Genomic DNA, 26711 nt, shown 5'->3' on the forward strand with positions numbered 1-26711 from the left:
CTAAAATGTTGGTGTGGTAACTTACATTTTACTAGAAAGGGCGATTTTTTTGTATGCCTTTTTTAGAACTAAACAAAATAGGGCTGTCACAGAAAATCAGTTTTTACTGACTTTCTGGACAGCCCCGTTTGCTTTATTCTTTCACAAAGCGTAAAACAGGTTTCCTGGCTGCCTGGGTCTCATCCAGACGTTTAATAACTGTATTATACGGTGCTTCCTGAACAATTTCAGGAGTGTCTTCCGCTTCTTTGGCAATTTGAATCATGGCATCAATAAAACCATCCAAAGTTTCTTTTGATTCGGTTTCGGTTGGTTCAAACATCATACACTCTTCAACATTCAGCGGAAAATAGATGGTCGGCGGGTGATAGCCAAAATCCAGGAGCCGCTTGGCAATATCCAAAGTTCGGACACCGAGCTTTTTCTGGCGGCTTCCGCTCAATACGAATTCATGCTTGCAATGGGTGTCATACGGCAAATCATAATACGGCGCTAATTTTCTCATCATATAATTCGCATTCAACACCGCGTATTCCGTTACCGCTTTTAGACCATCGGCTCCCATTGACCGGATATACGTATATGCCCTCACATTAATGCCGAAATTTCCATAATATGGTTTTACTCTTCCAATTGAGTTAGGTCTGTCATAGTCAATGATATACTGGTCGTCTTTTTTTGTAATTACCGGCTTTGGCAAGAACGGGATCAGTTCCTTTTTCACCCCGACAGGCCCCGAACCGGGACCTCCTCCTCCGTGTGGCCCGGTAAATGTCTTATGGAGATTCAGATGGACCACATCAAATCCCATATCGCCGGGACGTGCCTTTGACATAACCGCATTCAGATTTGCTCCGTCGTAATACAACTTGCCGCCGGCACTATGAACAATTTCTGCCATTTCGAGAATTTGTTCTTCAAACAATCCGAGTGTATTCGGGTTTGTCAGCATTAAAGCGGCTGTATCAGGACCGACAAGCGACTTCAAATGTTCCAGGTCTACAAGCCCATCCTCGCCCGAACGGACTGTAACTGTTTCAAAACCTGCTACCGAAGCAGAAGCGGGGTTGGTTCCATGTGCAGAGTCAGGAACGATCACCTTTGTTCTTTCCGTATCACCGTTTCCTTCATGAAAGGCACGGATCATCATCAGTCCCGTCCACTCCCCATGAGCTCCTGCTGCTGTCTGCAAAGTAACCTCGTCCATGCCTGTTATTTCTTTTAAATGCTCCTGCAGATCATACATCAGTTCCAATGCACCCTGGACAGAAGAAACGGGCTGCAGCGGATGAATATGGGCAAATCCGGGATAACGAGCTACATTTTCATTGACTTTCGGGTTATATTTCATGGTACAGGAACCAAGTGGATAAAATCCTGAGTCAATTCCATGATTATGAGTGGACAACTCCGTATAATGCCTCATAATATCCAACTCCGAAACTTCAGGCAGATCTGCCTCTTCTTCCCTTACATAACCTAAGGGTAGGCATTCAGCCAAATCAACTTCAGGCACGTCAAGCTCCGGAAGACTGTAACCAATCCGGCCCGGCGTGGATTTTTCAAATATTAATGGCATAACCACTTCACTCATTGATGATCCCCCAATTCTGTAATCAATTGATCGATCTCCTCTTTTGTACGCAGCTCAGTAACGGCAACGAGCATATGATTTTCAAGTTCTGGATAATCCCGTCCCAAATCATATCCTCCAATAATGCCTTTTTTAATCAGACTCTCATTCACCTCATGAATGGGTTTATTCAGCTTTACAACAAATTCATTGAAATAGTATCCATCAAATGGAAGTTTGAATCCATTTTTCCTTAAGGCTTCTTTGGCGTAATGTGACTTTTGAATGTTTTGGCCCGCCATTTCTTTGACCCCTTTTTTCCCTAAAGCGGTCATTGCCACAGATGCTGCCAATGCATTTAATGCCTGATTTGAGCAAATATTAGATGTCGCTTTATCTCTGCGAATATGCTGCTCACGAGCCTGCAATGTCAAGACAAAGCCTCTTTTGCCATCCTCATCAACAGTTTGGCCAACCAGTCTTCCTGGCACTTTCCGCATTAACTTTTTCGTAACTGCAAAATATCCGCAATGCGGTCCACCAAACGATGCCGGAATTCCAAACGGCTGTGCCTCACCAACAACAATATCGGCACCCAGGCTGCCAGGGGAAGCCAATACGCCAAGAGCAAGCGGGTTGCTGGATACGACAAACTGACTTTTCATCTTATGAACAAGAGGCTCAATATCTTTCAATGGTTCAATTAAACCAAAAAAGTTCGGATATTGAACAATCACAGCCGCCACATCTTGATCGAGCTCGTCCTGTAAGGCATCTATATCAGTTATTCCGTTTTTAAAAGGAATTTCAATTACTTCAATATTTTGCCCTTTGGCATATGTCTTAAGGACAGCGCGGGATTCGGGATGTACGGTTTGAGAAACAAGTACTTTTTGCCTTTTTGTATGGCCTGCACTCAACATGGCAGCTTCAGCGAGAGAGGTTCCCCCATCATACATAGAGGAGTTTGCCACATCCATTCCTGTCAGCTCACAAATCATTGTCTGAAACTCAAAGATTGCCTGCAGTTCACCCTGTGAAATTTCTGGCTGATATGGGGTATAAGCTGTGTAAAATTCCGAACGTGAAATCACATGGTCAACAATAACCGGGATATAGTGATCATAAACTCCGGCTCCGAGAAAGCTTGTATATTGTTTCAAATCGGCGTTTTTTGCAGCCATTTGAGCAAGTTCCTTCATTAATGCTGATTCGGTCTTTGCGGGTTTAATTTGATACTCACCTTTAAATCGGACTTTTTCTGGAATATCAGAGAACAGTTCATCGATCGAATCTACTCCGATGGTCTTCAGCATTTCTTGCTGATCCTGTTCGGTCATAGGCAAATAACGATGTTTCATCATGTTTTTCTCCTCCATCCTACTTTTTTGGACGCTTATAAAACGGTGTCTGAATAATTTTCGCTTTCAGGCGCTTTTTGCGTACTTCTACTTCCACTTCGCTGCCTTCATGATTGTAATCGGATTTGATCAAGGCCCATCCGATATTTTTCTTTAATGTCGGGGATTGTGTTCCTGAAGTGATATAGCCAATTTCTTCATTACCTGAGAAAACCCGGTATCCGGTTCTCGGGATACCCCTGTCTATCATCTCAATTCCGGCAAGCTTGCGTTCCACGCCTTGCTCCTTTTGTTTCCTCAACGTTTCCTTGCCAATAAAATCTGCTTCTTTGTTCAGCTTGACTGCAAATCCCAACCCTGCTTCCAGCGGTGAAATTTCTGAAGAAAGCTCTTGTCCATATAAAGGAAGGCCCGCTTCAAACCGGAGGGTGTCCCTTGCCCCAAGTCCACAGGGAACCATGCCCTCTTCTTTACCTGCTTCCAGCAGTCTTTTCCATATTTTTACTGAATCAATCGCCTGGCAATATATTTCAAAGCCGTCTTCTCCTGTGTAGCCCGTTCGGGAAATAAGTGCTTTTGCTCCGTCAAGGTCAACATTCCGTTTAAATTTAAAGAACCTTATTTCACTTAAATCGGTATTCTCAGTAACTTTTTGGAGAATGTCTTGAGCTTTTGGACCCTGTATGGCAATTAATCCATACTGATCAGAAACGTTTTCGATGTTGACGTCTCCCGATGCATGTTCCTGCAGCCAGTCATAATCTTTTTCCGTGTTTGCAGCATTCACTACAAGAAAGTATTCTTCTTCACTGAACCTGTAGACGAGGAGATCATCAACCGTACCGCCATTCTCATAGCACATGGCTGTATACATCGCATCGCCGTCTTTTAATCTGGAAAAGTCGTTGGTCATCATTTTTTGCAAAAAAGACAGGCTATCCCTTCCTTTGATGACCATTTCACCCATATGGGAAACATCAAAAATACCCGCTTTGGTTCTTACTGCTTCATGCTCATCTTTAATGCCGGAAAATTGCACCGGCATGTCCCATCCTCCAAAGTCAATCGTCTTGGCACCGGACTCCTTGTACAATGGATGCAACGGAGTTTTCTTTAAATCGGCCATTGGTTTATCATCCTCCCTGATCATTTAGGTACAGCAAAAAGCAAATAAAAAAAGACAGAAAGGCCCCTTTACAAGGTCTCTCTGTCTTTGGCACCTGAAAGTTTGACCGGATTACCGGCTTTCCTCGTTGGTGGCTCCACATGTTGGAACACTCTCCAGAGCTGCGTCCGACAAGAGTCTTTTTGCCTGAGAGATTCGCAATAAATTGCTTGCTCCTTCGGCGCTGTATAAACAGTCTCTCCTCCAGTCTTCATTCGCCTATATTCTGTTAAAAGTTGGACATACTAATCTTATGTACGAAGAGTTCTTTCAATAGTATCGTATCATTCTTTTACATACTTTTCAAACACTTTCTTTGATCTTCAGTATATAAGGAGGCCTGTCATGTCCATACATATAAACTTTGATCAGGATTGGCTGCCCGGTTTTTTGGAACGCCACCAAAAAGATGGGCCGTGGTCGGACCAGCAGCTCTTCCATTTATCCCTATCAGCTCAAAAACACCTTCTTGTCCCAGATTTTGAGGGGCTGGTTGCTCCAAAACATTTGCCTGAACTGACTCTTTTGCCGCATCAATTGGAAACAGCAGCCCGGGTTATTGAAGAAATGAATGGAAAAGCCATTTTGGCAGATGAAGTCGGGTTGGGTAAAACGATCGAAGCAGGATTGATACTAAAAGAATATATGATTAGAGGCCTAGTTAAAAGAGCACTCATTCTCGTACCTGCATCCCTTGTCTCGCAGTGGACCTCTGAACTGAACTCCAAGTTTCATATACATGCCGTCCCTGCTGCCAAAAGTTATGTTTGGGAAAGGTATGACTGTATTGTGTCTTCTATTGATACTGCCAAAAGAAGCCCGCACAGAGAACTGATTGCAGACCAGTCCTTTGATCTGGTCATTATTGACGAGGCTCATAAGCTGAAAAACCATAAAACAAAAAACTATGAATTTGCTCAATCACTCAAAAAAAAGTTCTGCCTGCTGCTGACAGCAACACCTATCCAAAATAGAATTGAAGAAATTTTTTACCTTGTTTCTCTGTTAAAGCCCGGCCATCTTGGCAGCCATACAACCTTTGCAGAAAAATATAAGAAGAAAAAGCTGTCAGCGGCAGAAAATGAACATTTGAAAAACCTTGTCAATAAAGTGATGATCCGGAACAGGAGAGTTGATACAGGGATCGAATGGACGAAAAGACATGTCAAGACCATTCCCATAGACTTTAATGAAAAAGAAAGAGATTTGTATCAGGCAATCGACTTGCTGCGCCACTCGGAAGTACCGCTGCCGGCTTTTTCCATCATGACCCTTCAAAGGGAAGCTTGCAGCAGCAGGGAAGCGGTTTACTTTACTTTAAAAAACATGCTCCAAAAGCATAATGATCCATCTGAATCGTACAAGAATCAATTACAGAAGATTTTTCAGAAAGTAGATGCAGTTACACAAAATTCCAAGGCGGAAAAAGCTTTGGAATTAATTCAACAAATCAACGATAAAGTGATCATTTTCACTGAATACCGAGCAACACAACTTTATTTGCAATGGTTTTTACAGCAGCACGGTATTAAATCCGTTCCTTTTCGCGGAGGATTTAAAAGAAGCAAGAAAGATTGGATGAAAGAACTGTTTAAAAATCAAGTGCAGGTCCTCATCGCAACCGAAGCAGGCGGTGAAGGAATCAATCTCCAATTTTGCAGCCATGTGATTAATTATGACCTTCCCTGGAATCCCATGAGGCTGGAACAAAGAATTGGACGTGTCCACCGTCTGGGACAAGAAGAGGACGTCCATATATACAATTTTGCTGTCAAACATACCATCGAAGAGCATATTGTTAACTTACTGACGGATAAAATCAAACTGTTTGAGCGAGTAGTAGGTGAATTAGACGATATTTTGGCAAAATTGGACGGCGGTACCATCGAAGAACACATGATGGATATTTTCAAGACATCACGTTCCGAAGGAGAAGTAAAAGTAAAGATGACCAATCTGGCTGCCATGATTGAATTTGCAGACACATTAAGAAAGGATGACGCAAACCATGCTTCAGAAGGAAATTCATCAATATCTTGAACAATTTTTTCAAGCAGCCGGGTGTACGATCGCAGAAAACGGACCAGGCTATTTAACAATCCAACTAACAGTGGACATGGATAAAGAATTAATGAACCGCCCGTTTTACTGGACGTATTTGGAAAAAACGGGCGGGATACCCAATCCGATGAAAATTACCTTGATCACCGATCAAGAAATAGTCCCTCAAGATATTAAGGGGGAAGTCATCCATTTTGGTGCGCCAAGACTCCACCAGATTTTTGAGACCGCAAGAAAGCTTTCATCTTATATACGCCTATTTGAAAATCACCAAACGGCAGCTGTACAAAATGTCCCGCTGCACCCATGGCTGAATGTCAATATGAAAGTTTCCTACTGCTCTGATCGAAAAAAGGATGTTTTCAGATCTTTTGGACTGAATTTAATCAACGGGCAGCTGATCGAACCATTTGATGAGAAGATAAGCAAAATATCTCTAACACCGAGAATACCTGATTATAGCTTTACAATCTCCCCTATTATCATGCCTGCAAGCGGACTCAAAAGAATAGAAACTTTTTTAACAAAGGAAATACAAAGCCGGGCACATCCCTGGGCAGAGTCGGCCAGGAAAAGATGGGAAGAAGATTTACGGCTGCTGGATCATTTTTACGAAAGTGAAGTTGAAAAGCCTGACACTTATTGGATTGAGAAAAAAGCTTTGGAAGACCAGTATAAGCCATCCGTTCAAGTTGATATTATAAACGGCGGGCTTTACTATTTGAAATCTGTCCCTGCATAGCAGCCGGTTTATTTTCGATTCCTTTTATTTACCAAGATCATCAGTGCGTACGGAATTAAGCCAAACCATCGGTGAAGGAACGGATCCTTGCTTTCTTTTCGTTCCTTTTTCTTTTCTCTCCGTTCAGATTTTGGCGTTTCCAACCGTTGAATCAATTGTTCAGCTACATACTTTACATAATCATTTGTTGACATATCTTCACATCCTTGATAAAAGTATGGCCAAGAGCCGTTGAGTTCAATCATGGATCAAGGTCCAGGCGGATGATTCTTTGAAGAATGTCCGGATTCTTCTTCCTGGTTTGCCTCTGTTTTTCCAGTCTCTCTGCCGGGGCTTTCATTGATATTTACATTGGGGCCTTCCTTGAGCTTCTGTTGAATTTCTCTTTCATAATATTGCCGAATTTCGTAAGTAAATTGGTTTTGAGAAACATAAACAATCGCCGCCTGTGCAGCAATAAACATTGCGATCAGCACGAGGATCAGCGTAATGGGAAAAACAGACCCCTGTTCATTCAATCTATGTCCCCTCCTCTATCGGCGGTGAACGAAATCTCGCCTCATCGGTCTTTCCATTCATAAATTCAACCTCAATGACAAACATGGGAAATTCTTCGCGGACTGAAAATCTTCTTACATTCTGCAGTACAATTTCTTGTCCTTTATCGTCAACTTGTCTTCGGATATTACGTTGAAATCGCTCATATTTTATGATCGAGTGATTTTTTGTTAAGTACATTCTTTCCGGGCGCAGAAAAATGGTATCCGCTGTTTCAAGCTCTTTGCGAAGTTGAATGAGAAAAGTATTCCACTCAAAATCTCCCTCTACAGACAATGCCCGGTCTATGGAGAAAAACCAGTAGTATAACAGGGGCAAAAGGGAAAGGATCACCGAAACGATAAATATTGAAAATATTGTTTCCAAAAGAGTGAATCCTGACCGGTTACTCCACACAATGTGATTTTTCTTCATATTGAGCACACACGATCCAATCTCCTTTTTGAGTTTTTTCCATGATAATTGTAAATTCGGTTTGCAGCCAAGTTAGTTTGTCACTCCCCAGTGCTTCAAGGTCTTGAAGCTTTTCCGTTTGCTCATACATCAGACGGTAAGCATTCATTTCCTTTTTGCTCTCATTTATTTGGTGAAGCATATTGGACATCAGCGGAAAAAAAGTCGCTGCAACCATGAGCACCAGGCCGAAGGATACGATTCCTTCCAAGAAGGTAAACCCTTTTTCATTCCTTAACAATAAACCTTCCCCTTCCAATATGAAAAGCCAGTTCTAGAGGCTGATCATGTACAGTAAACTGGACATTTCCAAAATGATTGACTGTGCCATCCGGAGTAATGGATAATTGAAGCCTGTATAAAGTTCCTCCGGTCAAACGAACAGAAGGGTGTAACTTTCTTGCGAACAACAAACCGCCGGATTCCCCTTTTGCTGTGTATTGTTGTTCTGAAAGTGAAAAGGCTATGATAACCCTGTCTTCTCTGTTCATGGCATGGGCATGAGCATGGTATAAATCATTCTCCAGCTGCGAAATGAACATTTTTTTCTGAACCCATCCCATTACGGGGTGTAAAGTGATCACACCAAATAAAAGGACCATGGATACAATCGAGAGGACAATTAAAGTTTCCAATAATGTAAAGCCTGTCCCCGAACGGACAACTTTTAGAGCGGACATTGATATTCTCCTATTCCACTTTTCCGGTTGTTGAATTAATGGATAATTCATAACCGTTCGGACAGACAAGTTCCCTGTCTTTTCCCAGGTAATCTTCTGTCTTCAGGTCATTCAATGTAGGAATAGCATTGTTATCAATCCTGTATGCCTCTACCTGGCTTTGAACCATCTGCTTTAACCCTTCGCACCCTTTATCGTTAATTTTACTGCTATGACTTGTAATATTGGGCAAAGCAATCAGGAGCAATACAGTAATGACCAGCAGCACTACCATCATTTCCATCAGTGTAAAACCTTTTTCATTATGGATCCATAAGCGTTTCATTCGGATATCTCCTTTCATATTGAATCAATCACTTGAAACATGGGAAGAAAAATGGATAAGTAAATAGCAATGACAACGAACCCAATGATCACGAAAAGAGCCGGCTGGACCATTAAAAATACTTTTGTGATTTTTTCTTCAAGCCGCTGCAGGCAAAATTGACTGTAAAACATCAGTTCTCCGTCCAGCTTTCCGTTTTTTTCACCATGTGCAATCACCACTATCAGCTCTTCCTCTACAAATCCCAGATGTGAAACCGCTTCTGAGAATGTATAGCCTAATGTAAGGAATTCTTTTATTTCTGCTGCAGACTCCTTCATTAAAGGGTGAAGCTCCTGCTTGCGCATGATGTAAACGATTTCACTGACAGAAAATCCGCTCGACAGTAAAAAGCTCCATTCTCTGGCGAGAAAAATAGTTTGATACAGTTTGTAATACGTCCCGGCAATTGGTATTCCGGAGTAGAACAATGCTCTTTCCAAGGCGGATTTTCTATATAAATATCTTGAAAGAAAAACACCGCCTGCCAGGGCAGCCATAACAATGACAATGGAATAAAGCGGAAGAGTTTGCATCATATGAAGAAATAATCTGAGCAGGATGGCTGGCTGGTAGCCCATGGAGTGATAAAACATTTGAAATCGAGGAAGCAGAAGTGTTTGCAGCAGAATGCTTACGGTCAATAAAGCAACAAGCAGCATAACGGGATATTGTAAGAGCCGGATCATTTTTTTTCGCTGCTCTGCCTTTTTCAGGACATATTCACCTGATTGTTTCAGCGCCGAATCAAGAAAGCCGTGCTTTTCTGCCAAATATAGCTGTGTACATATCTGATGGTCAAACCCTTCCTGATAAAACACTTCGTAGATCGGCTGGCCTGACTGCAGGTTGTATGTCATGGAATGAAACATGTTGATATGCTTTTCATTGGTTCGACCTAAAAAATCCAATGATTCTCCCATAGTAAATCCTTTGTAAAGCATATCACTAATTCTTTGTAATATAAGTCCCTGATCTTTTAATGTGAGGTTCGTCATCGGCTTGAAGAATCCAGCGGCGATATTCCTCAGCAGAGATATATCCAAGTGCAATCCCCTTTCTAATCAATCTTCTTAAAGAGCTGGCATGATCACCCTGCTGCCGTCTTTCTGCAGTCTGAGCCTTTTGGATAGCGTATTCCAGGCGTGTCCCATTCAATATCTCCAATACTGCTGCCCGTTTAATCGAACGTGGCATTTGGCAAAAGGAAGAACATTGGTCTCCACAAAAAGGACATATTAATGTGACAAGCCTTTGGGCGGTAATGCCAATCAAGGTTTGTTCAATTTCCACTCCCTGAATGCCAAACTCCAATAATCTGTAAATTGCTCCTTCTGCATTACGGGTATGCATACTCGTTAGAACAAGATGACCTGTCATTGCAGCCCGCACTGCAATTTCAGCTGTCTCGGCATCCCTAATCTCCCCCACGAAAATAATATCCGGATCATGGCGTAATACCGCTTTTAATCCGGTTTGATACGTAATCCCCGCTTTTTCATTCACTTGCATCTGGACAAATAAATCACTTTCTCTTTCCACCGGATCTTCCAGCGTAATAATATTACGATTCATACAGGACGCCCAATGCTCGATTAATGAATAAATGGTAGTGGTCTTACCAGATCCGGTTGGTCCGGTAAAGATGATCATTCCGTTGGAATGGTACATGAGCGAGGATAGCTTGAGTATACTTTCAGGGAACAGGGAAATTCTTTCATGGGAAAAGTTTGATTTTTGCGGGATCATTCGGATAACAAGACTTTCTTTAGAAAGCGTGGATGGCAAGGTAGATATTCGGAGCGCAACCGGCTTATTACAGCAATGTGTTTGCCAGGAGCCGCTCTGAGGCTTTCTTTTTTCTCCAATATCCATGGCAGCCATGAATTTCAGGTGTGAAATCAGCCGTTCTCCTGCAAGAGGAGGAAGAATCTTAAAGTGAGACAACTGTCCGTAAAGACGGAATTTGATGAGGTAATCCTGTTTGCGGGGAATAATGTGAATATCAGATGCATTCATCTGTACTGCACGGGTGATCAGCCGGTCTGCAGTCTGTTCAATGGTCATATCACATACAACACCACCTTTATTTTTCTTACATAACCATATTCGACAAGCTTCTGCATTTTCCTGCTCATATACAAAATATTTTTAAATGGGCATAGAAAGGGTATGATATTGAATGACCCCTTCAAGTTTTATCACGCATTCGACACAAACGGGATCTCTAATATATTTACATTTTTGCCGCTTATCCTATATAATAAGTACTTGATGGAACACATGCATCAAAGGAGGGATTCTTTATGGCTCGCATGTACAGAGTAATGGGTTTTTGGACTGCAATCTTTACTGTTATGTTTTACCTTGGTGGAATGGATAAAACCGCTTTACTTTTCCTAGGCCAGACAGGATTTTTCGTGCTGCTCGGCTACTTAAACCTTACAGAACGTATGTATATGTATGTATTTGGCGCATATTTGACTGTGTTCTTTGCTGGCTATACATACTACACTTTGTTCCTCATGCCGCCGGGTGGAGGGCTGTCCTAAAAATGCAACAAAAAAGCTTCCGCGAAGACCGGAAGCTTTTTTCGTTTTAAATCATACTGGTTATACGTAAGGATTGCTCTCTATCTCATTTCCAATGGTTGTTGAAAATCCATGACCCGGCAAGACAACTGTATGTTCAGGCAGCACAAACAGCTTGTGATGAATGCTTTGAATCAGTGTATCATGGTCACCGCCCAATAAATCAGTCCTGCCAATGCCTCCGTTAAATAAAGCATCTCCTGATAATACAGTGTCCATGCTTTTGAAGTAGTAAGAAACACTTCCTGGAGAATGCCCCGGTGTTTCGAATATCTCCATTTCAAAAGGACCGATTGTAAGTTTACCTTCTTCCTGGATATGATGATCTGCCGGACTGCCGGAAACCGGTGCCATCGGATGACGGGCAGAGCCGTTTAATGCGGGATCCATCAGCCATTCTCTTTCTTCTTGGTGGATGTAAACAGGTATATCCCATCGTTTCCGCACATCTTCTACTGCACCGATATGATCAAAATGGGCATGGGTTAATAATACGGCCAATGGCTGAAACCCTTCCCCCTCTATGTAGTCAATTAAACGAACATTTTCCCCTCCAGGATCAAATACGAGGCACTGTTTTTCTTCATTAAAAAACAGGTAGCAATTGGTTTGCAGGGGACCGAGTGGAATTTGTTTCCATTCCATAAGCATACTCCTTTCCAATTTTCTTATATACAGTGTACCTCAATTGGATGAACCATTCGATTAAAAGCACTCTATAAGGGTAAACTAGTCATGAGTCAAAGAAGTGTCACTTTTGAAACTCGACAAACAGCTGAAAAAGCTATAAAATATGTTAGAGCCATTCATTTTGTATACATAGTTTTATTGATTCCTTAATAACTATTGGAAGGGAGATATTAATACATGGGTACAGTCATCATTTTTAGTTTGGTCGCCATCTTGGCCATCTTTGCTTTCTTAAGATCATTTAAACAAAGAAATTTTCTCGGAATCATTTTTTCATTTGGCACACTAGCTGTATTCGGATTTTTCTCCGTGATGACGTTAATTAATTCGGGCTTTCCTGAATAACCAAGTCAACTAAAGAAGCTGTCCAGGCTTATACTGCCTGTGACAGCTTCTTTTTTAACTTTAGAATAAAATCTCCGCCTGCCTGGGAAGGTTATTTATTTATATATTCAACGGACTCATAAAATCGCAGCAAGTCACCGTAAATAATTTTATCCGAATACTCAAGCTCTTTGCGGGCTTTTTCTTTAAAGGGGTCACAAAATGCGGGATCGGTTGATTCCCTGGTCTCTTTGGCATAGCATGTATGATCTGCGTATACATAATCTTTTAAAATAAATCGTCCGTCCCGCAGAACGACAAAGTCATTGTGCTCCTCAGAAAACAGGTCCTCCCCAAACTGAATCGAATTCTTTGTATCAACCCCGAGCAAATGTAGAATCGTTGGTTTCAGGTCAATTTGTCCGCTGACCTTAGAAAGCACTTCTCCATTCCCTTTATCTGTAACTCCCGGAATATGAACGATGAGAGGGACCCTTTGAAGCTGCGTGCTTACATAAGGAGTAACATCCTCTCCCAAGTACTGTGCCATGGCTTCATTATGGTTTTCAGAAATTCCATAGTGGTCGCCATACAGGATGATGATGGAATCATCATACAGCCCTTCATCTTTTAATTTTTGGAAAAATATTTTGACTGCTTCGTCCATATATCTGACTGTCTGAAAATAACGATTCAGCGTACCGCTTTTAGAATCATACTCTGAAATGTATTGATCCTCTTCATCCAGCCTAAATGGGTGATGATTGGTCAAGGTGATCATTTTTGTATAAAAAGGCTTTGGCATTTCTTTCATTAAATCTACGGATTGTTCAAAGAAATGGATATCCTTCATCCCCCATCCAACAGAATTGTCCGGGGTAATATGATAATCAGCCGCTGAATAAAACCGGTCATAGCCAATGGACTGATACATAACATCCCGATTCCAAAAACTTTTATTATTGGCATGCATGGCGGAAGTATAATATCCTTGTTCAGACAGATTCTGAGCGAGTGAATCCAGCTCGTTTCCGGCATGCGTGAAGAATACGGAGCCCCTGCTTAATGGATACAGGGAATTTTCAACTAAAAATTCTGAGTCAGATGTTTTTCCCTGGCCTGTTTGGTGATAAAATTGATCAAAATAATAGCTGTCTCCTATTAAATCATTTAAAAAAGGAGTGATTTCTTCACCGTATACATCATTTTGGATAACAAAGCTCTGTAAAGATTCCAAGGTTACTAAGATTACGTTTTTATCTTTTGCCATGCCGAAAAAATCTGGATCGGGTTTGACATAATTGGCACTGACATAATTATCGATATCCACCAATTCGCTTCCATCTGCCATAGCGCGCTGTGCAGATGATTTCGATTGAAGGAAAATATCATAGATATGATAATGATATGTACCTAAGTTTTTCACAAGCATCTCTCTGTCAAAAGTCCTGGTCAACAGTTGCGGCCGTTCTGTCTCAGCCAGCCCGATATTAAAGAATAGCAGTGCTGCTGCAACAAGGAAATAAGCACGTCGGTGCATTTTTTTAACAGGCACAAAGTCACTGGTCCTGCGCTTTTGTTTAAAAAAAATAATCAAGAGCAAAATATCGATGAAATAAGCCCCGTCATACCAATGGATTTCCGTTAAAGCACTGTCTCCCAAGTCTGAGAAATTGCTAGTCTGGAACAATACAGGCAATGTGATGAAATCAGTAAAAAACCTGTAGAAAACAACATTCGCATATAAGACAATTCCCAGCAAAAGACTTGTAAAGAGTACATAACGGTTCCTGCTTTTTTCCCCGGTAAAATAAAAGGCGAGGCCGAAAGCAAACAGCAGAAAGCTAAGCGGGTTGATGAAAAGAATTAATTCCTGCATAAGACTTTCAATTTTTATTTGAAAGCTTGCTTTATAAACTACATAGGTTTTGATCCATAACAAGACAGCCGCCATTACCGGCAGAGGAATTTTTTTAACATTCATAATGATCAACACCCTACCTCCCGCCTGGATAAAAGGTCCTTAACCATATTTTTAAAAACATGACAGCTAAAAATATCATAATATCTTTCTTTTTAAAAATCAAACGGTCTACCTTGGACAAGTTTCTATTATCTATAAAGACAGCTTATTTCATATACCCTTTTTTAGACATTTCAAAACCCAAACAAAAATGAAGGGGCTCAATATCCTCCTTCATTTTTTATGTTGGCTGGTCTGTATTCGGCTTTTTTCCCTTCTTAATAGTAATAAGGAATGCTGAAATTCCTCCCGCTCAATCATTTGCAGAGTATACAGCTCTTTTACTTCCATTTCCATCATTTCAAGATCGGCGATTCGGTCTCCGGTGTACACAAATACGCCAAACCTCTTTAACAACTGCTGAACATCATAGATGGATTTCATCACATCACCTTACACATTTATTCAATTTCCTTTAAAAATTCCCTGTATTTTTTTTCGCTTGAAAGTTTTTCTGCTTTAACCGCATACTCTCTCGCCTTTTCGCTTTCCCCAAGTTCATCATACACCAGCGCCAAATTAAAATGGGCTTCATGAAAATCCGGCTTCATTTCTATGGCCCTATGCAAATGTTCTTTTGCTTCTGCTAATCTTTGAAGATGAATTTCAGTATAGGCCGCCTGGAAGTAGGTGACTGCGTCCCCTTTACCTTTAGCGATCAAATTGGAGAGTGTATCATGTGCAGCTTCTATATCTCCATCTTCAATCTGTTTCTGAGCCAAAACATTCACGGTATCCGTGCGGTCAGGATCGAACCCCCATTGCAGCGCAAAATAAACCGTCAGTAAACTGACTACTATAAAAAGAAGCTGCAAGACCCATTTGCGTTTTTTTGGGAAATGTACTATGCCAGTCGCGAGAAACCCACCGGCCAGGCCCCCTAAATGGCCGGCATTGTCGATCCCTGCAAAAGTGAATCCAAACACAAGATTGATGATAATGACTACGATCACATTCATCCCAATCGTTCTGAAAAACAATCGGGGATTGACAACCCCCATATATAAAAGTGCACCAAAACAGCCAAATATTGCACCGCTGGCTCCCGCTGAAACATTACTTGTAAACAAAAAGCTTGCCAATGAACCGGCAAAACCAGAAAATAAATAAATCCATAAAAAACGAAATCGGCCATAAATTCTTTCTACAGCTGTTCCCAAATAAAAAAGTGCAAAAGTATTCATCAGCAGATGAAGAAGACCGATATGTAAGAATATAGGTGTAAAGAACCTCCACCATTCTCCGGCGATGATGAGGGGATTGTATTTGGCCCCATAGTGAATAAGAGTTTCTACATTGGTACTTCCCCCATTGCTCTCCAAAACATAATACATGATCAGCTGGGCTGCTATAAATATATATGTAAAAAAGGGGTTGCCAAACTCAAAAATCTCCCTGGCTTCTTTTTCCTCTTTCTTCACTTTTTGTAAGGCTGATTGCCTGAGTTCTTCGACGGGAAGATCCTCATATGGTTCTTCAGGCTGTACCTCGAATGTTTTGTCAAATGTACGATTTAACTCGGTTATTGACTGTGCCAGCGTTTCCTTTGCCAGCAGCAACGTATGGATTTTCGTATGACCGCTTCCAGTATCATATGGCTGTGCTAGGACAGTTTCATAATCATCCACAGGCTCATGTTCTGTAACATAAAGGTTTAACACATGAAAATCTCTCTTGAATAACTGTTTACGAATGTTTTCTGCCCTGTCGGCAGTACGGATAATATCCTGTTTGAGCCAATTTGTCCAATCCATGTTTCCGGCAAAAATCCGTATGACATCGATCTCTTTATGTCGAACGGTTTCAACCCACAGCTCCTGTTCCTGCTCATCTGAATGTACGAGCCTGAAGTCCATGTCAACAATAAAGTCATGGGCAAGTTTCCAGAATATATACCGCTCCCGATCACTCAAGTTTTTCATTCCCCGCTTTCCTGACAACGCTCCGACACCTTGCATTATTTTATACTATAGCGAAAGGGTATGGGAAATGTAAAGAAATCAGAAAGCAGTACAGGTCTGCCTGACGCACAGGACCCACACTTTCACCGGTTATATGTAAAGCGGATAAGACACCGCCAAGAGATATCAATAATGAGAGAGCAGTTCAGCCAAAGGAGCTGAGAAACTGCTTCCAACACATTCTAAAACATCTTTCGTGTATTTCGTGCAGTTTGAATTTACCTGACATGGGTGGGAAATATTGCCACCCCCTCATAGACGGTTTAAAAACATCCTCTGCGTCCCTGGCAAACTATAGGAACGACTGACTCATTTTTTATATTCGTTTTACTTCGAATTCCAAATCTATAAGCCTGACCCCTGCCCATATCATCTTCACCAGCTAAATAAGCGTTTACTATTTTTTGTTTCATCCATTCATTTTATTTGACCACAAAAACACCCCAAGAGTTAGATTTGGCTGGTCTAACTTTTGGGGTGCACATCAAATTGAAGTCTTTTTTTAACTGCGGAAAGCTTTGCTGAACAGGCCTGACCTTACCCCCGGGACTCTCATTACAGCATCAACGCTCAGCTTCCTGATGGAATCATTACTCAGAACCAAATTCAAAATTTTATAACGCCATCTGTACAACAAAGCAATGGCCGCCATAGGCAAAATTATATTTGAAATAAATTTTCCCATGTTGAACTCCTCCTTCTTATTTATTGTTCGAAAGAGAAGGAGGTTTATGCATCTATTTGCTTTGTAAACAGTCAATGATTCCTTTTTCTGTAACGACTTTTTGAACAGGAATATCATGTTGTTCAATTGGGATCTCATTTATTATTTGGCGGGAAAAAGCGATGGAGATTGTTTGCCCTTGATAATCTTTCAGAAAACGGTCATAGTAACCTCCTCCAAATCCAATGCGATACCCAGTTCTATTGTACACCAGTCCCGGGACAATCAATAAATCAATGCTTTCTTTCATCATTTCATTTGTTTCAGATTCATTGGGCTCCAAAAGGCCGAAAAATGAGTTTTCCAGCTGTGTAAAAGCTGTGAGTTCACGAAACGACATTCCTTTAACTTCCGGGATGCATTTGGGGACCACAATTCTTTTACCTTGCTTCCAGCCCATTCGTATCAGCTGCCACGTATCCACTTCGGGAAAGCGTGATACTGTTAAACCAATTGTACGGCTGACTCTCCACTCCTCTGTTTCTGTAAGACGTAAAGCGATGTCATAAGAATATTGTTCATATTCCAGACGGTTCAATTCCTTGAGCTGATCATTCATTTGTTGCCTGATGGTTTTCTTGTCCAATCCATTACCTCCATGAAAAGCACGCTTTTTCTCCCATCTTTTGCCATATCTTATAGAAAAAGCCAGTATCACTGAGGTTATTCAGTGTTCTGGCTTTTTGGTCATTATTTTGTTTCACGATGCAGTGTAACCTTTTTTTCTCTTGGGCAATATTTTTTAAGCTCAAGGCGGTCAGGATTATTACGTTTGTTTTTAGTTGAAATATAATTGCGTTCATTGCACTCCGTGCAAGCCAATGTAATATTCACACGCATGTCTATCCCTCCAAACTTCATGGCATTCTTCTATTTTTAGGACTTTTCTATAATACCATTAAATCAATTGAAATACCAGTCTGTAAATGTCAAATTTATATGACCTGTATTGAAAATTGTTGCTGGAAATACAAGAAAATTTCCTGATTTCCATAGCTGAAAATAATTGGATATGATATAAAAGAATGGAAAACATCAATTGAGGTGAAACAATGAATACCGTCATCATCGTTTTGTTATCTTTATCCACAGTGCTTTTCATCATTTCAATGTTTCAAAAAGATAAATTAAGCCAATTTGAAACAGAATTTGAAGAACTAACCATGACACTTCTTCAGGAAAATCATAACCTTAAAAAAAGAATCGGGGTGCTGGAAGAAGAGCTTTTGCTGGAAAAGCAGCTGATCGATGCTCCAGTCCTTTCAGCGAAGAGGAAAGCATCCCCTCTAGTTGTACATGAAGTGCTCAAAAACCAAGTGATTGCACTGCATCAGCAAGGAATGGACCTGCAGCGGATAGCCAGTCAATCTTCCCTGCCTGTTGACACGGTAAAACATATTATAAAGGATCGCCAGGATCCCGCCGGGAGGATGATTTAGTATATGAATAAACATAGGACCAGAATGGCCGCATCTATTCTTTTAATGACAGCAATAATTTTGGTCATCATCCAAAATAATCAGTTAAAAAGCAATGCGGCATCGTCACCCAAAGAAGGACTTATGGAAGTGAAAAAGTCAGATTATGAAGGTCTTAAAAAAGAGTCTGAACAATGGAAATTGAAGTATGAACAGCTGAAAAAAGAAAAGAGCAAAGAGCAGCAAGTGGTGAAAGTCATGCATTTACATATACAGGATGGAATGACTTCAAAAGATGTAAGCAAACAAATGGAGGAAGCCGGCGTTATTGATGATGCAGACTCATTAAATGAATTCCTGGCATCTCAAAATTGGCAGCAGGCCATTCAAATTGGAAAGTATGAAGTGAACAGCGAAATGAGTATAAAGGAAATTGCAGAAATCATTACAGGCAGCTAAAGTGTTCCCTCTACTTTACACCTTACCCTCTCTTTAAAAAATAAAGCAGGCTTGGCGGCCTGCTTTATTCTTCATCTTCATCCTCATTTTCACCGGATGAACCATCCGTGTTATTCTTTAAATCAAAATAAGCCCTTAAAACCCGCTTGCCGATATCAGAATTAATGGTGTTTGGAGTACCGCCCTTTACATAAGCTGAAGGTACAATGACAGACATGGCTACTTCGGGATTCTGATAAGGAGCATAAGCTACAAGGGAAAGATTCCAGACACCTGTACCCCTGTCAAAGGTTTCTGCTGTTCCGGTTTTTCCAGCAGGACGGTATGGCTCTCTTGCAAAAGCTTTTCCTGTTCCATTAGCTTCATGAAAAACTCCCCAAAAACCGCCTTGCACCCTTTCAATCCATGATTCTGGAGCGTTGATGCGATTTAATACTTTCGGTTTGATTTCTTCCGCAATTGGTCCGATTTCCTCATCGGCCTCTGATGGCTCCCGAATTTCTTTTACAATATGAGGCTTCATCCGATAGCCGCCATTGGCAATCGTCGAAACATATTGTGCCAGCTGTAAAGGTGTGTATGAATCATACTGCCCTATGGCAAAGTCCAGGGCATTACCGGCATCTGCATTTTCAATAGAACCGCGGAACCCTATTTGTTCACCCGGTAAATCAATGCCTGTCTGGACACCCAGACCAAATTGGCTGAAATACTTTCTCATTTCCGTGAATGCTTTTGCTTTATCAATGATCAGGGATTGGTTCCTCCTGTATTGGCCGTCACCCATCGCAATGGCTATCTTATACATATAAACGTTAGAAGAACGGACAATCGCTGTATGATCATTAAGATACACGTTCCCGCCCCTGTTAAAATGGGAGCTTTTTGGCTTGGATCCTTTAATATATAAAGGCTCATCCAACAATACATCCCCCGGCGCTATGGCGCCGCTCATGTATCCTGTAAGAACTGTGGCTCCTTTGACCGAAGATCCGACAACATAGGAAGTAGTAAAATTGCCGGCCGCAAAGTCATTGAAAGTGTATTTTCCTTCATCTTCATTATATGAATATTGCTTACCAGACATGGCCAGAATCTCTCCGGTATTCGGGTCCATCAGCGTAACAAATGCACGGTCAAGCAGACCTGTTCCGCCTCTCGCTTTGGCTTTCCGGAGCTCTTCTTCAATAATTTTATCTACTTCCTTCTGCAATTCCATATCGATCGTGAGGATAAGATCTTTACCGCGTTTCCCTTCGTGGAGAATGTTTGTTTCAATCACAGAACCTGACCGTGTTACATTTTTTATTTTTTCCTTTTGGCCCCGCAGCACATCTTCATACTGCAGTTCAATATAACTCTTTCCCACCCGGTCATTCCTGCTGTATCCTCGTGACATATAGTAATCAAGCTTTTCACTTGGAAGACCGTTTGTAACATTCCCAAGAATAGATCTTAATGTATCCCCGTATTCATATTTGCGGTCCCAATCCGTTGAGGTATCCACTCCGGGTAATTTGGACAGCCTCTCACTTACTTTGGCATACTCTTCGGCCGAAACTTCTTCATTTTTTACGATCTGCGGAGTGAGCGCATATCCGCTTGTAAGTTCCCGATAAATAGCCAAGACTTCCAAGTCTTCTTCCGTAAGGCTGGACAGTTCCTCTTCGGTAACCCGCTCACGTTGAAGCTTATATATTTTGTCATCATCTTCCTTGTACTTTTCCAGTTCCTCATCGGTCACTTTTTTGGCCGCTTCATCCGGATGTGTCATTAAGTAGTAATCGATCTTATCCCTTTCAGTGATATCCTCCGTATCTTTATCAATTAACTGTGCAAGTTTCTGTGCCGTTTCAAGCGTTTCTTCCTGATCAAATTTATTGGGAATCGTATAGGTAATGGCTTTTTTCGGCTCATTATCAACGATCAGCCTGTGTTTTCGATCATAAATTTTTCCGCGGGGTACCGACTTATTGACAGTAATGTCCTCTGTTCTCTCTACTTCCCGCTTTGCATCTTCACCGTGTACAATCTGAATCACTCCGAGTCGGAGAATCAACAGCGAAAATAGCAAAAAGACAACAAAAAACAGCATGTTCAACCTGATGGAAACATGGTTTTTCTTTTTTTCCTTATTGTTTGCCATTTCTCCAGTCCTTCCTCCCTGGTTCCTACACTACATTTTATAAGAAAAAACAATAATTTTCTACAGGAAGGACAAAGATTTTATTGATTATGAAGAATACGTGACATGTACTTTTTGGAGAAGCAATGCCGCCAAACCATGTCCGGTACCGAGAATCAGCAGTAAAATCGGGATGCTTTGCTGTTCATTAAAAAACACAATGGCTACGATAAAAGACAAAACGGAAACAACCCGTCCCATATTTAAAAAGACTTCCTTGACGACAATATATTCGATGCGCATTTCCGCAGCTTTCCAGCTTTTTCCGATCACATCATAAGTCATGGAGAAGTATGGAACCAGCATGATCGGGTACGCAATAGCAATGGCAGCTGCATAAATAAGCAAACGGGCATAGCTCATATCGAAAATGATGATAAAGATTGACAAATACAGAAGGAATCCTCCTAAAAGCATGGCTTTCTTTCTTCTGCTGTTTTTAATAAACTTTCCTGCAAGCATATAAGCAATAAATGAAATTCCAGCGTTGACCAATCCAAATGTTCCAAGGGCCAATTCACTTCCTGTGGAAATAAAAACAAAGACAGAGATCACAAAAATAAAGGTTCCATCCCTAAATCCCTGCAAAAAATGTGCGTTTGTTATATATTTCCAGTTTCGATTGCGTTTCCTCTCCCTTATGACTCTCACAAAGCAATATACCCCGTCAGCCGGTCGTCTTTTAATAAAGAAACTGACAATAACAGCCAACGCGAATAATGCCAGGGAAATTCCAAAAATAAGAGAATACCCGATATCCGATTCAAATCGTGTAATGAGAAAACCGGCAGAGATAGGGCCGACCACTCCTCCGGCGGAGGTAAGCGTGCCGAGAAATCCATTAAAGAAATCGCGTGTTTCGGGTTCAGTAATCTCAAATGTAAGGACATTAAAAGCAAGCCAGTAAAATCCGTAACCTATTCCTATCAGGCTTCCCAGTGTAATTAAATAATCCTGGGCCCGCTCTCCCAAAAGCAGTACCATTAAAAAAAAGATCGTCAAAAAAGCAACGCCTATGCGCAGGACGATCACCCGGTCCACTTTTTTCGCCCATCTTCCGGCCAGTATAAACGTTAAAGGCTGCAGTACTACAATAGCCAGATTGTAAAGGGCCAAATCAATGAACTGTCCTGATTGCTTCCATAAATAAATATTGACAAACGTATTGGAGAGAGCAATGCTCAGTGAATACAAGCCGCCAATGAGCAGAAGCAACCCCAGGTCTTTCGGTACATCGTCATTTCCTAATAGTTTTTTCAACATACAGTACTCCCCTTCACACAAGTTATTTTTTGTGAAAGGAGAGGAATTATACTAGGAAAAGCGCAGGGCGGCTGGACAGTAGCAACAAACACTGGAGGAATACCGGGGAGGACTGCTCTTTGCCTTTATTGGTTTTTCGGAGCGACTCAAGCTCCTGCTGCCCGGAGCTGAGGAAAGGCAGAGGCCCCTTGAACAGCCTCGACATGCTTAAGTCAGTTCCGAGGAGCAGCCTTTCAGACGCCACAGGGAACTGGCTTATGACCACGCACAGGTGTATTGAAGCGACTTTGCCCCTTGACAGAGGGGATTTTCTTTTTCTTCAAAAGGATTTTACCTTTAAAATGCTAACATATTTTGACTCATACAATCCTTCCGGAGGATTTCACATCTTTTTCATGCCATGCTTTCAATTCATCTCCTATTCCTTCCGTATTTCCGGGTTTCGCCATGATTGCCCGGGTCATACTTGACTTCAAAAAAAAGATCACCTGCACAAACAGGTGATCCTCTTCACAGCATTATTTAGCTTCGTTATATAGTTTTTGAACTTCGTTCCAGTTAACTACATTCCAGAATGCTTTCATGTAATCCGGACGACGGTTCTGATATTTCAAGTAGTATGCATGCTCCCATACATCAAGACCTAAAATTGGCTTTTTGCCTTCCATAAGCGGGCTGTCTTGGTTAGGTGTGCTCATGATTTCCAATTCGCCGTTATTCACGACAAGCCATGCCCATCCGGAACCAAAACGTCCAGCGCCTGCTGCCTGAAATTCTTCTTTGAATTTATCGAAGCTGCCAAACTTGCTTTCAATGGCATCTTTTAGATCGCCGCTAGGCTCTCCTCCGCCTTGTGGTGAAAGAAGCTTCCAGAATAAAGAGTGGTTTGCATGGCCTCCGCCATTATTGCGTACTGCTGTTCTGATGTTTTCAGGAACAGAATCAAGATCAGCAATTAATTCCTCGACAGGCTTGTTGGCCAAGTCCGTGCCTTCCACTGCGTTGTTTAAGTTGGTAACGTATGTGTTGTGGTGTTTTGTGTGGTGAATGTTCATTGTTTCCTTATCGATGTGCGGCTCCAACGCGTCATATGCGTATGGTAATTGTGGTAATTCGTAAGCCATGATAAATCTCCTCCTATGTAATTTTTTGAATCATTAAATGATTCAATCGCATTCCACCAATAGATTATCAAATATTGATACCATGATCAAACTTTATGCTTGTCTTTTATAAAACCTGAAATAAGAAATATCCCACCATAAATAGCTGTATCATTGCTTTTGTAATTACACTGCCTACAAAACCAAGAACCGACCCTACACCAATTTTGACGGCATCTTTAAATCCTGTTTTATGGACTAATAACTCACCGGCTACTGCTCCGATAAATGGTCCGACTAAGATCCCGGCAACCGGAATGACAAACGGCCCTGCCAGAAGCCCAATGGTGCTGCCCCATATTCCTGCTTTTGAACCACCAAATTTCTTGACGCCCAATAGATTGGCCAAATAATCTGCCGTAAATATTAAAAGAACGAGCAAAATCTGTATTGCCCAAAACAGAAAGGAAAAAGGTTCAAAAGAGAAAAAGACACCATATAACAGGAATGCCCCCAGCAAGAGCAAAACACTTGGAATCACAGGGTATATAAGTCCTGCAAAAGCAAGAATGACCGCTATGATAATGATTGACCAATAAAAGATATCCATACAAGATTTCCCTCCTTTTCTTTTATAGCTATACCCCTCTACCTTCATGGGACGCATTATTTTCGACTTTTTTGTCAAACTTTCGGCAATCTCTTGAAACTCTTAATGACAAAGATCACAATATGTATATACGGATGAAGGAAGTGAAAGTTTTGATGAAAGTTTCACTTATAACGATTTTTTTAAAAAGTCTATATTCCCCTGGGGAAATTGCCAAATACCGGTTTCTTACGATTGGGAAAACCATACAATATGTTTTTATATTGTCTTTATTTTTATCCCTCCACGGCATTTATGATGCTGTGGTCCATAATCCTTTTTCTACAGAGCAGTATGGAGATGAAGCTTTCGACGATGGTTCAAAGATCTTTATGACCTTGATTGTCATAGTCATGACATATGGTTTAAACAGCGGCCTTCTTTTTTTGGGCATTACCATGATAGCCAGTTTCGGGGAACCGCTGGCGAAAACCTGGGGGAGGAAACTCCCTTATCGGCAAAGTTGGAGACTGACCGCTTGCAGTATTACTTTGCCGGTTGTCCTTTTTGGTTTACTTTACTTATTTGGTTTTGGAGAATCTTATTTTTTACTTATCGCGCTGGCCATGTCAGTTGCAATAATCGCTGCATCCATTAAATGTATACCAAAACCAAGAGTAAAAAAACAAATAAATGAATAATGTCTGCCCCCTCAGCATAAATATGGGACAACCTATCATTGAGGGGGATTCTAGTGAAAAAAATCGCAGCCATTTTCGTTTTACTGATTGTTGCATACAGTGTGTATTATGATTTGACAAAAGGTACATTAACTATTGACAATGCTGCAACTGCGGCAAGTTCAAATCCCGATGTCCCTCATGAGCAATCCTTATCCATGCCATACGAAACCATAAAAACTACAACGGGGGATACTGTCATTTCAATTGCGGAAACTATTCATGACGGCCCTCTTCCTGTTTCGATCGAGCAGTTAATAGGGGATTTCCAGAAATTAAATCATGGAATTCAACCAGATGAAATACAAAGAGACACGGAATATAAATTCCCTGTTTACAGCCGTTAAGCGATTAAATACGACCAATGTATTGTCAATTCGACAGAAACATTGATACAATAAACAAGGAAAACACCATGATGGGTATAAAAATAGAGACAACCCTCTATTTTTAAATAAAGGAGAGAATGACCTTGGGTACTATTACACATCGTTCGAAAACACGCCCGGTCAAAGTGGGAAACTTGACAATTGGCGGAAGTAATGAAGTGATTATTCAAAGCATGACCACATCCAAAACACACGATGTGGATGCAACGGTCAAAGAAATTGAACGCCTGGAAGAAGCGGGATGTCAGATCGTAAGGGTTGCGTGCCCGGACGAAAGAGCAGCAAACGCCATCCCTGAAATTAAAAAAAGAATTAATATCCCGCTCGTTGTGGATATTCACTTTGATTACAGACTAGCTTTAAAAGCCATTGAGGGCGGAGCAGATAAAATTCGAATTAACCCTGGTAATATTGGAAAGCGTGAAAAAGTGGAAGCAGTCGTTAAGGCTGCCAAGGAAAAAGGGATTCCCATCCGCATCGGTGTCAATGCCGGAAGCTTGGAAAGACACATTTTAAATAAATACGGCTATCCGACTGCAGATGGAATGGTCGAAAGTGCGCTGCACCATATCAAGATTCTGGAAGATCTTGATTTTCACGATATCATTGTTTCGTTAAAAGCTTCAGATGTGAATTTGGCAATTGAAGCGTATGAAAAAGCTGCCAAGGCTTTTGACTACCCCCTTCATTTGGGTATTACGGAAAGCGGTACTTTATTTGCAGGAACCATTAAAAGCGCCGCAGGTCTCGGTGCTATTCTCAGCAGAGGAATTGGCAACACATTGAGAGTTTCGCTGAGTGCTGACCCGGTCGAGGAAGTAAAAGTGGCAAGGGAACTATTAAAAGATTTTGGACTCATATCCAATGCAGCCACGCTTGTTTCTTGCCCGACATGCGGAAGAATTGAAATAGACTTGATCAGCATCGCCAATGAAGTGGAAGAATATATTCAAAACATTAAAGCTCCATTAAAAATTTCCGTCTTGGGCTGTGCAGTAAACGGACCGGGAGAGGCCAGAGAAGCTGATATTGGTATTGCAGGTGCCAGAGGCGAAGGCCTGCTCTTTAAAAAAGGGAAAACTGTACGGAAGGTCCCTGAAGAAACCATGGTGGAAGAACTCAAAAAAGAAATTGACATTATGGCGGCGGAGTATTTTAAAAAACAAGAAGAAGAAAAAAAAGAAGCCGAAAAACAAAGAGTATAAAAATACAAAAAGAGGCTGGCAAAAAGTATTCAAAGTTAAAGACGAACAACTACATGGATCAGTGATAGATGCAGACCACCGGCGGTCATG

31 protein-coding genes and 2 riboswitches are annotated in these 26711 nt (G+C 41.3%); of the genes, 9 read left to right on the forward strand and 22 right to left on the reverse strand.

Going from position 1 to position 26711, the window contains the following annotated elements; translation table 11 throughout:
* Positions 1–133: 133 nt before the first annotated feature.
* The 3 genes from gcvPB to gcvT are packed head-to-tail and all read right to left on the reverse strand — an operon-like array spanning position 134 to position 4060.
* Positions 134–1594, reverse strand: coding sequence for an aminomethyl-transferring glycine dehydrogenase subunit GcvPB (gene gcvPB / locus ACFSCZ_RS01305; RefSeq protein WP_380771762.1), 1461 nt, complete (start codon positions 1592–1594; stop codon positions 134–136).
* Complete coding sequence (gcvPA, locus tag ACFSCZ_RS01310) at positions 1591–2934, reverse strand: aminomethyl-transferring glycine dehydrogenase subunit GcvPA (RefSeq protein WP_380772165.1); 1344 nt, start codon at positions 2932–2934, stop codon at positions 1591–1593. The genes gcvPB and gcvPA overlap by 4 nt, the downstream gene beginning before the upstream one ends.
* A 19-nt stretch (positions 2935–2953) precedes the next feature.
* Positions 2954–4060 carry a glycine cleavage system aminomethyltransferase GcvT gene (gene gcvT, locus ACFSCZ_RS01315; protein WP_380771764.1) on the reverse strand — a complete coding sequence of 369 codons (1107 nt, stop codon included), beginning with the start codon at positions 4058–4060 and terminating at the stop codon, positions 2954–2956.
* Positions 4061–4139: 79 nt separating this feature from the next.
* A riboswitch (glycine riboswitch) is annotated at positions 4140–4221 on the reverse strand.
* Between the two features lie 3 nt (positions 4222–4224).
* Positions 4225–4314: riboswitch (glycine riboswitch) on the reverse strand.
* Positions 4315–4444: 130 nt separating this feature from the next.
* On the opposite strand from gcvT, the gene ACFSCZ_RS01320 reads away from it, so the two are divergent.
* Positions 4445–6139, forward strand: a complete 1695-nt coding sequence (locus ACFSCZ_RS01320; protein WP_380771766.1) for a DEAD/DEAH box helicase — start codon at positions 4445–4447, stop codon at positions 6137–6139.
* Positions 6108–6902, forward strand: coding sequence for a YqhG family protein (locus ACFSCZ_RS01325; protein ID WP_380771768.1), 795 nt, complete (start codon positions 6108–6110; stop codon positions 6900–6902). Before ACFSCZ_RS01320 ends, ACFSCZ_RS01325 begins: the two co-directional genes overlap by 32 nt.
* Before the next feature lie 8 nt (positions 6903–6910).
* Here ACFSCZ_RS01325 and ACFSCZ_RS01330 read toward each other — a convergent pair whose 3' ends face one another.
* From ACFSCZ_RS01330 to comGA, 8 genes are read right to left on the reverse strand one after another with little or no spacing between them, the layout of a single operon-like run.
* Positions 6911–7096, reverse strand: coding sequence for a YqzE family protein (locus tag ACFSCZ_RS01330; RefSeq protein WP_380771770.1), 186 nt, complete (start codon positions 7094–7096; stop codon positions 6911–6913).
* 54 nt (positions 7097–7150) lie between these two features.
* A complete protein-coding gene (locus ACFSCZ_RS01335) occupies positions 7151–7420 on the reverse strand; it encodes a hypothetical protein (RefSeq protein ID WP_380771772.1) in 270 nt (89 codons plus the stop codon).
* Position 7421: 1 nt separating this feature from the next.
* Positions 7422–7874 (reverse strand): competence type IV pilus minor pilin ComGF, encoded by a 453-nt coding sequence (comGF, locus tag ACFSCZ_RS01340; protein ID WP_380771774.1) that lies wholly within the window; start codon positions 7872–7874, stop codon positions 7422–7424.
* Positions 7846–8154, reverse strand: coding sequence for a hypothetical protein (locus ACFSCZ_RS01345; RefSeq protein ID WP_380771776.1), 309 nt, complete (start codon positions 8152–8154; stop codon positions 7846–7848). The genes comGF and ACFSCZ_RS01345 overlap by 29 nt, the downstream gene beginning before the upstream one ends.
* The gene (gene comGD / locus ACFSCZ_RS01350; protein ID WP_380771778.1) at positions 8141–8593 is read right to left on the reverse strand and encodes a competence type IV pilus minor pilin ComGD; all 453 of its coding nucleotides are present in this window, start codon (positions 8591–8593) and stop codon (positions 8141–8143) included. Before comGD ends, ACFSCZ_RS01345 begins: the two co-directional genes overlap by 14 nt.
* Before the next feature lie 10 nt (positions 8594–8603).
* A complete protein-coding gene (gene comGC, locus ACFSCZ_RS01355) occupies positions 8604–8918 on the reverse strand; it encodes a competence type IV pilus major pilin ComGC (RefSeq protein ID WP_380771780.1) in 315 nt (104 codons plus the stop codon).
* Positions 8919–8932: 14 nt separating this feature from the next.
* Entirely contained in the window at positions 8933–10003 is a 1071-nt protein-coding gene (gene comGB / locus ACFSCZ_RS01360) for a competence type IV pilus assembly protein ComGB (protein WP_380771782.1), read from the reverse strand.
* Positions 9906–11024: a competence type IV pilus ATPase ComGA gene (gene comGA / locus ACFSCZ_RS01365; RefSeq protein ID WP_380771784.1), complete on the reverse strand. Its 1119-nt coding sequence runs from the start codon at positions 11022–11024 to the stop codon at positions 9906–9908. The genes comGB and comGA overlap by 98 nt, the downstream gene beginning before the upstream one ends.
* A 239-nt stretch (positions 11025–11263) precedes the next feature.
* On the opposite strand from comGA, the gene ACFSCZ_RS01370 reads away from it, so the two are divergent.
* On the forward strand, positions 11264–11509 hold the full coding sequence (locus tag ACFSCZ_RS01370) for a DUF2626 domain-containing protein (protein ID WP_380771786.1): 246 nt from the start codon (positions 11264–11266) through the stop codon (positions 11507–11509).
* Between the two features lie 60 nt (positions 11510–11569).
* Here the strand turns inward: ACFSCZ_RS01370 and ACFSCZ_RS01375 are convergent, their stop codons facing one another.
* Positions 11570–12193 carry an MBL fold metallo-hydrolase gene (locus ACFSCZ_RS01375; RefSeq protein WP_380771787.1) on the reverse strand — a complete coding sequence of 208 codons (624 nt, stop codon included), beginning with the start codon at positions 12191–12193 and terminating at the stop codon, positions 11570–11572.
* A 222-nt stretch (positions 12194–12415) separates the two neighbouring features.
* On the opposite strand from ACFSCZ_RS01375, the gene ACFSCZ_RS01380 reads away from it, so the two are divergent.
* Entirely contained in the window at positions 12416–12583 is a 168-nt protein-coding gene (locus ACFSCZ_RS01380) for a DUF2759 domain-containing protein (RefSeq protein WP_380771789.1), read from the forward strand.
* 91 nt (positions 12584–12674) lie between these two features.
* On the opposite strand, the gene ACFSCZ_RS01385 is transcribed toward ACFSCZ_RS01380, so the two are convergent.
* The 6 genes from ACFSCZ_RS01385 to rpmG all read right to left on the reverse strand — a co-directional run bounded on the left by ACFSCZ_RS01385 (position 12675) and on the right by rpmG (position 18110).
* Positions 12675–14546 carry an LTA synthase family protein gene (locus ACFSCZ_RS01385; protein WP_380772166.1) on the reverse strand — a complete coding sequence of 624 codons (1872 nt, stop codon included), beginning with the start codon at positions 14544–14546 and terminating at the stop codon, positions 12675–12677.
* A gap of 213 nt (positions 14547–14759) precedes the next feature.
* The gene (locus ACFSCZ_RS01390) at positions 14760–14969 is read right to left on the reverse strand and encodes a YqgQ family protein (protein WP_380771790.1); all 210 of its coding nucleotides are present in this window, start codon (positions 14967–14969) and stop codon (positions 14760–14762) included.
* A 17-nt stretch (positions 14970–14986) separates the two neighbouring features.
* The gene (locus ACFSCZ_RS01395; protein ID WP_380771792.1) at positions 14987–16507 is read right to left on the reverse strand and encodes a rhomboid family intramembrane serine protease; all 1521 of its coding nucleotides are present in this window, start codon (positions 16505–16507) and stop codon (positions 14987–14989) included.
* A 541-nt stretch (positions 16508–17048) separates the two neighbouring features.
* On the reverse strand, positions 17049–17231 hold the full coding sequence (locus ACFSCZ_RS01400) for a hypothetical protein (RefSeq protein ID WP_380771794.1): 183 nt from the start codon (positions 17229–17231) through the stop codon (positions 17049–17051).
* Between the two features lie 52 nt (positions 17232–17283).
* The gene (locus tag ACFSCZ_RS01405) at positions 17284–17856 is read right to left on the reverse strand and encodes a 5-formyltetrahydrofolate cyclo-ligase (protein ID WP_380771796.1); all 573 of its coding nucleotides are present in this window, start codon (positions 17854–17856) and stop codon (positions 17284–17286) included.
* Positions 17857–17960: 104 nt separating this feature from the next.
* Positions 17961–18110: a 50S ribosomal protein L33 gene (rpmG, locus tag ACFSCZ_RS01410; RefSeq protein WP_380771798.1), complete on the reverse strand. Its 150-nt coding sequence runs from the start codon at positions 18108–18110 to the stop codon at positions 17961–17963.
* 212 nt (positions 18111–18322) lie between these two features.
* On the opposite strand from rpmG, the gene ACFSCZ_RS01415 reads away from it, so the two are divergent.
* Together ACFSCZ_RS01415 and ACFSCZ_RS01420 are read left to right on the forward strand one after the other, a co-directional pair.
* Positions 18323–18709: a hypothetical protein gene (locus ACFSCZ_RS01415; protein WP_380771800.1), complete on the forward strand. Its 387-nt coding sequence runs from the start codon at positions 18323–18325 to the stop codon at positions 18707–18709.
* A 3-nt stretch (positions 18710–18712) separates the two neighbouring features.
* Entirely contained in the window at positions 18713–19147 is a 435-nt protein-coding gene (locus ACFSCZ_RS01420; protein WP_380771802.1) for an MltG/YceG/YrrL family protein, read from the forward strand.
* Between the two features lie 64 nt (positions 19148–19211).
* Here ACFSCZ_RS01420 and ACFSCZ_RS01425 read toward each other — a convergent pair whose 3' ends face one another.
* The 4 genes from ACFSCZ_RS01425 to ACFSCZ_RS01440 form a co-directional block, all read right to left on the reverse strand.
* A complete protein-coding gene (locus ACFSCZ_RS01425; RefSeq protein WP_380771804.1) occupies positions 19212–21293 on the reverse strand; it encodes a peptidoglycan D,D-transpeptidase FtsI family protein in 2082 nt (693 codons plus the stop codon).
* An 87-nt stretch (positions 21294–21380) separates the two neighbouring features.
* Complete coding sequence (locus ACFSCZ_RS01430) at positions 21381–22595, reverse strand: MFS transporter (RefSeq protein WP_380771806.1); 1215 nt, start codon at positions 22593–22595, stop codon at positions 21381–21383.
* A gap of 518 nt (positions 22596–23113) precedes the next feature.
* Positions 23114–23719: a superoxide dismutase SodA gene (gene sodA / locus ACFSCZ_RS01435; protein ID WP_380771808.1), complete on the reverse strand. Its 606-nt coding sequence runs from the start codon at positions 23717–23719 to the stop codon at positions 23114–23116.
* Positions 23720–23825: 106 nt separating this feature from the next.
* Positions 23826–24308, reverse strand: a complete 483-nt coding sequence (locus ACFSCZ_RS01440) for a DUF456 domain-containing protein (protein ID WP_380771810.1) — start codon at positions 24306–24308, stop codon at positions 23826–23828.
* Between the two features lie 155 nt (positions 24309–24463).
* Here ACFSCZ_RS01440 and ACFSCZ_RS01445 point away from each other — a divergent pair, with 155 nt between their 5' ends.
* The 3 genes from ACFSCZ_RS01445 (at position 24464) to ispG (ending at position 26621) form a co-directional block, all read left to right on the forward strand.
* Positions 24464–24988: a DUF1189 family protein gene (locus tag ACFSCZ_RS01445; protein ID WP_380772167.1), complete on the forward strand. Its 525-nt coding sequence runs from the start codon at positions 24464–24466 to the stop codon at positions 24986–24988.
* A gap of 53 nt (positions 24989–25041) precedes the next feature.
* On the forward strand, positions 25042–25374 hold the full coding sequence (locus ACFSCZ_RS01450; protein ID WP_380771812.1) for a hypothetical protein: 333 nt from the start codon (positions 25042–25044) through the stop codon (positions 25372–25374).
* 134 nt (positions 25375–25508) lie between these two features.
* Entirely contained in the window at positions 25509–26621 is a 1113-nt protein-coding gene (gene ispG / locus ACFSCZ_RS01455; RefSeq protein WP_380772168.1) for a flavodoxin-dependent (E)-4-hydroxy-3-methylbut-2-enyl-diphosphate synthase, read from the forward strand.
* Positions 26622–26711: the final 90 nt, after the last annotated feature.

The sequence above is a fragment of the Siminovitchia sediminis genome, assembly GCF_042680885.1.
Taxonomy (GTDB): domain Bacteria; phylum Bacillota; class Bacilli; order Bacillales; family Bacillaceae_C; genus Siminovitchia; species Siminovitchia sediminis.

Excerpts from the sequence above, each read along its gene's own strand:
- gcvPB (WP_380771762.1), bottom strand. The coding sequence starts at position 1,594 with ATGAGTGAAGTGGTTATGCCATTAATATTTGAAAAATCCACGCCGGGC.
- gcvPA (WP_380772165.1), bottom strand. The coding sequence starts at position 2,934 with ATGAAACATCGTTATTTGCCTATGACCGAACAGGATCAGCAAGAAATG.
- gcvT (WP_380771764.1), bottom strand. The coding sequence starts at position 4,060 with ATGGCCGATTTAAAGAAAACTCCGTTGCATCCATTGTACAAGGAGTCC.
- ACFSCZ_RS01320 (WP_380771766.1), top strand. The coding sequence starts at position 4,445 with ATGTCCATACATATAAACTTTGATCAGGATTGGCTGCCCGGTTTTTTG.
- ACFSCZ_RS01325 (WP_380771768.1), top strand. The coding sequence starts at position 6,108 with ATGCTTCAGAAGGAAATTCATCAATATCTTGAACAATTTTTTCAAGCA.
- ACFSCZ_RS01330 (WP_380771770.1), bottom strand. The coding sequence starts at position 7,096 with ATGTCAACAAATGATTATGTAAAGTATGTAGCTGAACAATTGATTCAA.
- comGF (WP_380771774.1), bottom strand. The coding sequence starts at position 7,874 with ATGAAGAAAAATCACATTGTGTGGAGTAACCGGTCAGGATTCACTCTT.
- comGD (WP_380771778.1), bottom strand. The coding sequence starts at position 8,593 with ATGTCCGCTCTAAAAGTTGTCCGTTCGGGGACAGGCTTTACATTATTG.
- comGC (WP_380771780.1), bottom strand. The coding sequence starts at position 8,918 with ATGAAACGCTTATGGATCCATAATGAAAAAGGTTTTACACTGATGGAA.
- comGA (WP_380771784.1), bottom strand. The coding sequence starts at position 11,024 with ATGACCATTGAACAGACTGCAGACCGGCTGATCACCCGTGCAGTACAG.
- ACFSCZ_RS01370 (WP_380771786.1), top strand. The coding sequence starts at position 11,264 with ATGGCTCGCATGTACAGAGTAATGGGTTTTTGGACTGCAATCTTTACT.
- ACFSCZ_RS01375 (WP_380771787.1), bottom strand. The coding sequence starts at position 12,193 with ATGGAATGGAAACAAATTCCACTCGGTCCCCTGCAAACCAATTGCTAC.
- ACFSCZ_RS01380 (WP_380771789.1), top strand. The coding sequence starts at position 12,416 with ATGGGTACAGTCATCATTTTTAGTTTGGTCGCCATCTTGGCCATCTTT.
- ACFSCZ_RS01385 (WP_380772166.1), bottom strand. The coding sequence starts at position 14,546 with ATGAATGTTAAAAAAATTCCTCTGCCGGTAATGGCGGCTGTCTTGTTA.
- ACFSCZ_RS01390 (WP_380771790.1), bottom strand. The coding sequence starts at position 14,969 with ATGAAATCCATCTATGATGTTCAGCAGTTGTTAAAGAGGTTTGGCGTA.
- ACFSCZ_RS01395 (WP_380771792.1), bottom strand. The coding sequence starts at position 16,507 with ATGAAAAACTTGAGTGATCGGGAGCGGTATATATTCTGGAAACTTGCC.
- ACFSCZ_RS01400 (WP_380771794.1), bottom strand. The coding sequence starts at position 17,231 with ATGGGAAAATTTATTTCAAATATAATTTTGCCTATGGCGGCCATTGCT.
- rpmG (WP_380771798.1), bottom strand. The coding sequence starts at position 18,110 with ATGCGTGTGAATATTACATTGGCTTGCACGGAGTGCAATGAACGCAAT.
- ACFSCZ_RS01415 (WP_380771800.1), top strand. The coding sequence starts at position 18,323 with ATGAATACCGTCATCATCGTTTTGTTATCTTTATCCACAGTGCTTTTC.
- ACFSCZ_RS01420 (WP_380771802.1), top strand. The coding sequence starts at position 18,713 with ATGAATAAACATAGGACCAGAATGGCCGCATCTATTCTTTTAATGACA.
- ACFSCZ_RS01425 (WP_380771804.1), bottom strand. The coding sequence starts at position 21,293 with ATGGCAAACAATAAGGAAAAAAAGAAAAACCATGTTTCCATCAGGTTG.
- ACFSCZ_RS01430 (WP_380771806.1), bottom strand. The coding sequence starts at position 22,595 with ATGTTGAAAAAACTATTAGGAAATGACGATGTACCGAAAGACCTGGGG.
- sodA (WP_380771808.1), bottom strand. The coding sequence starts at position 23,719 with ATGGCTTACGAATTACCACAATTACCATACGCATATGACGCGTTGGAG.
- ACFSCZ_RS01440 (WP_380771810.1), bottom strand. The coding sequence starts at position 24,308 with ATGGATATCTTTTATTGGTCAATCATTATCATAGCGGTCATTCTTGCT.
- ACFSCZ_RS01445 (WP_380772167.1), top strand. The coding sequence starts at position 24,464 with ATGAAAGTTTCACTTATAACGATTTTTTTAAAAAGTCTATATTCCCCT.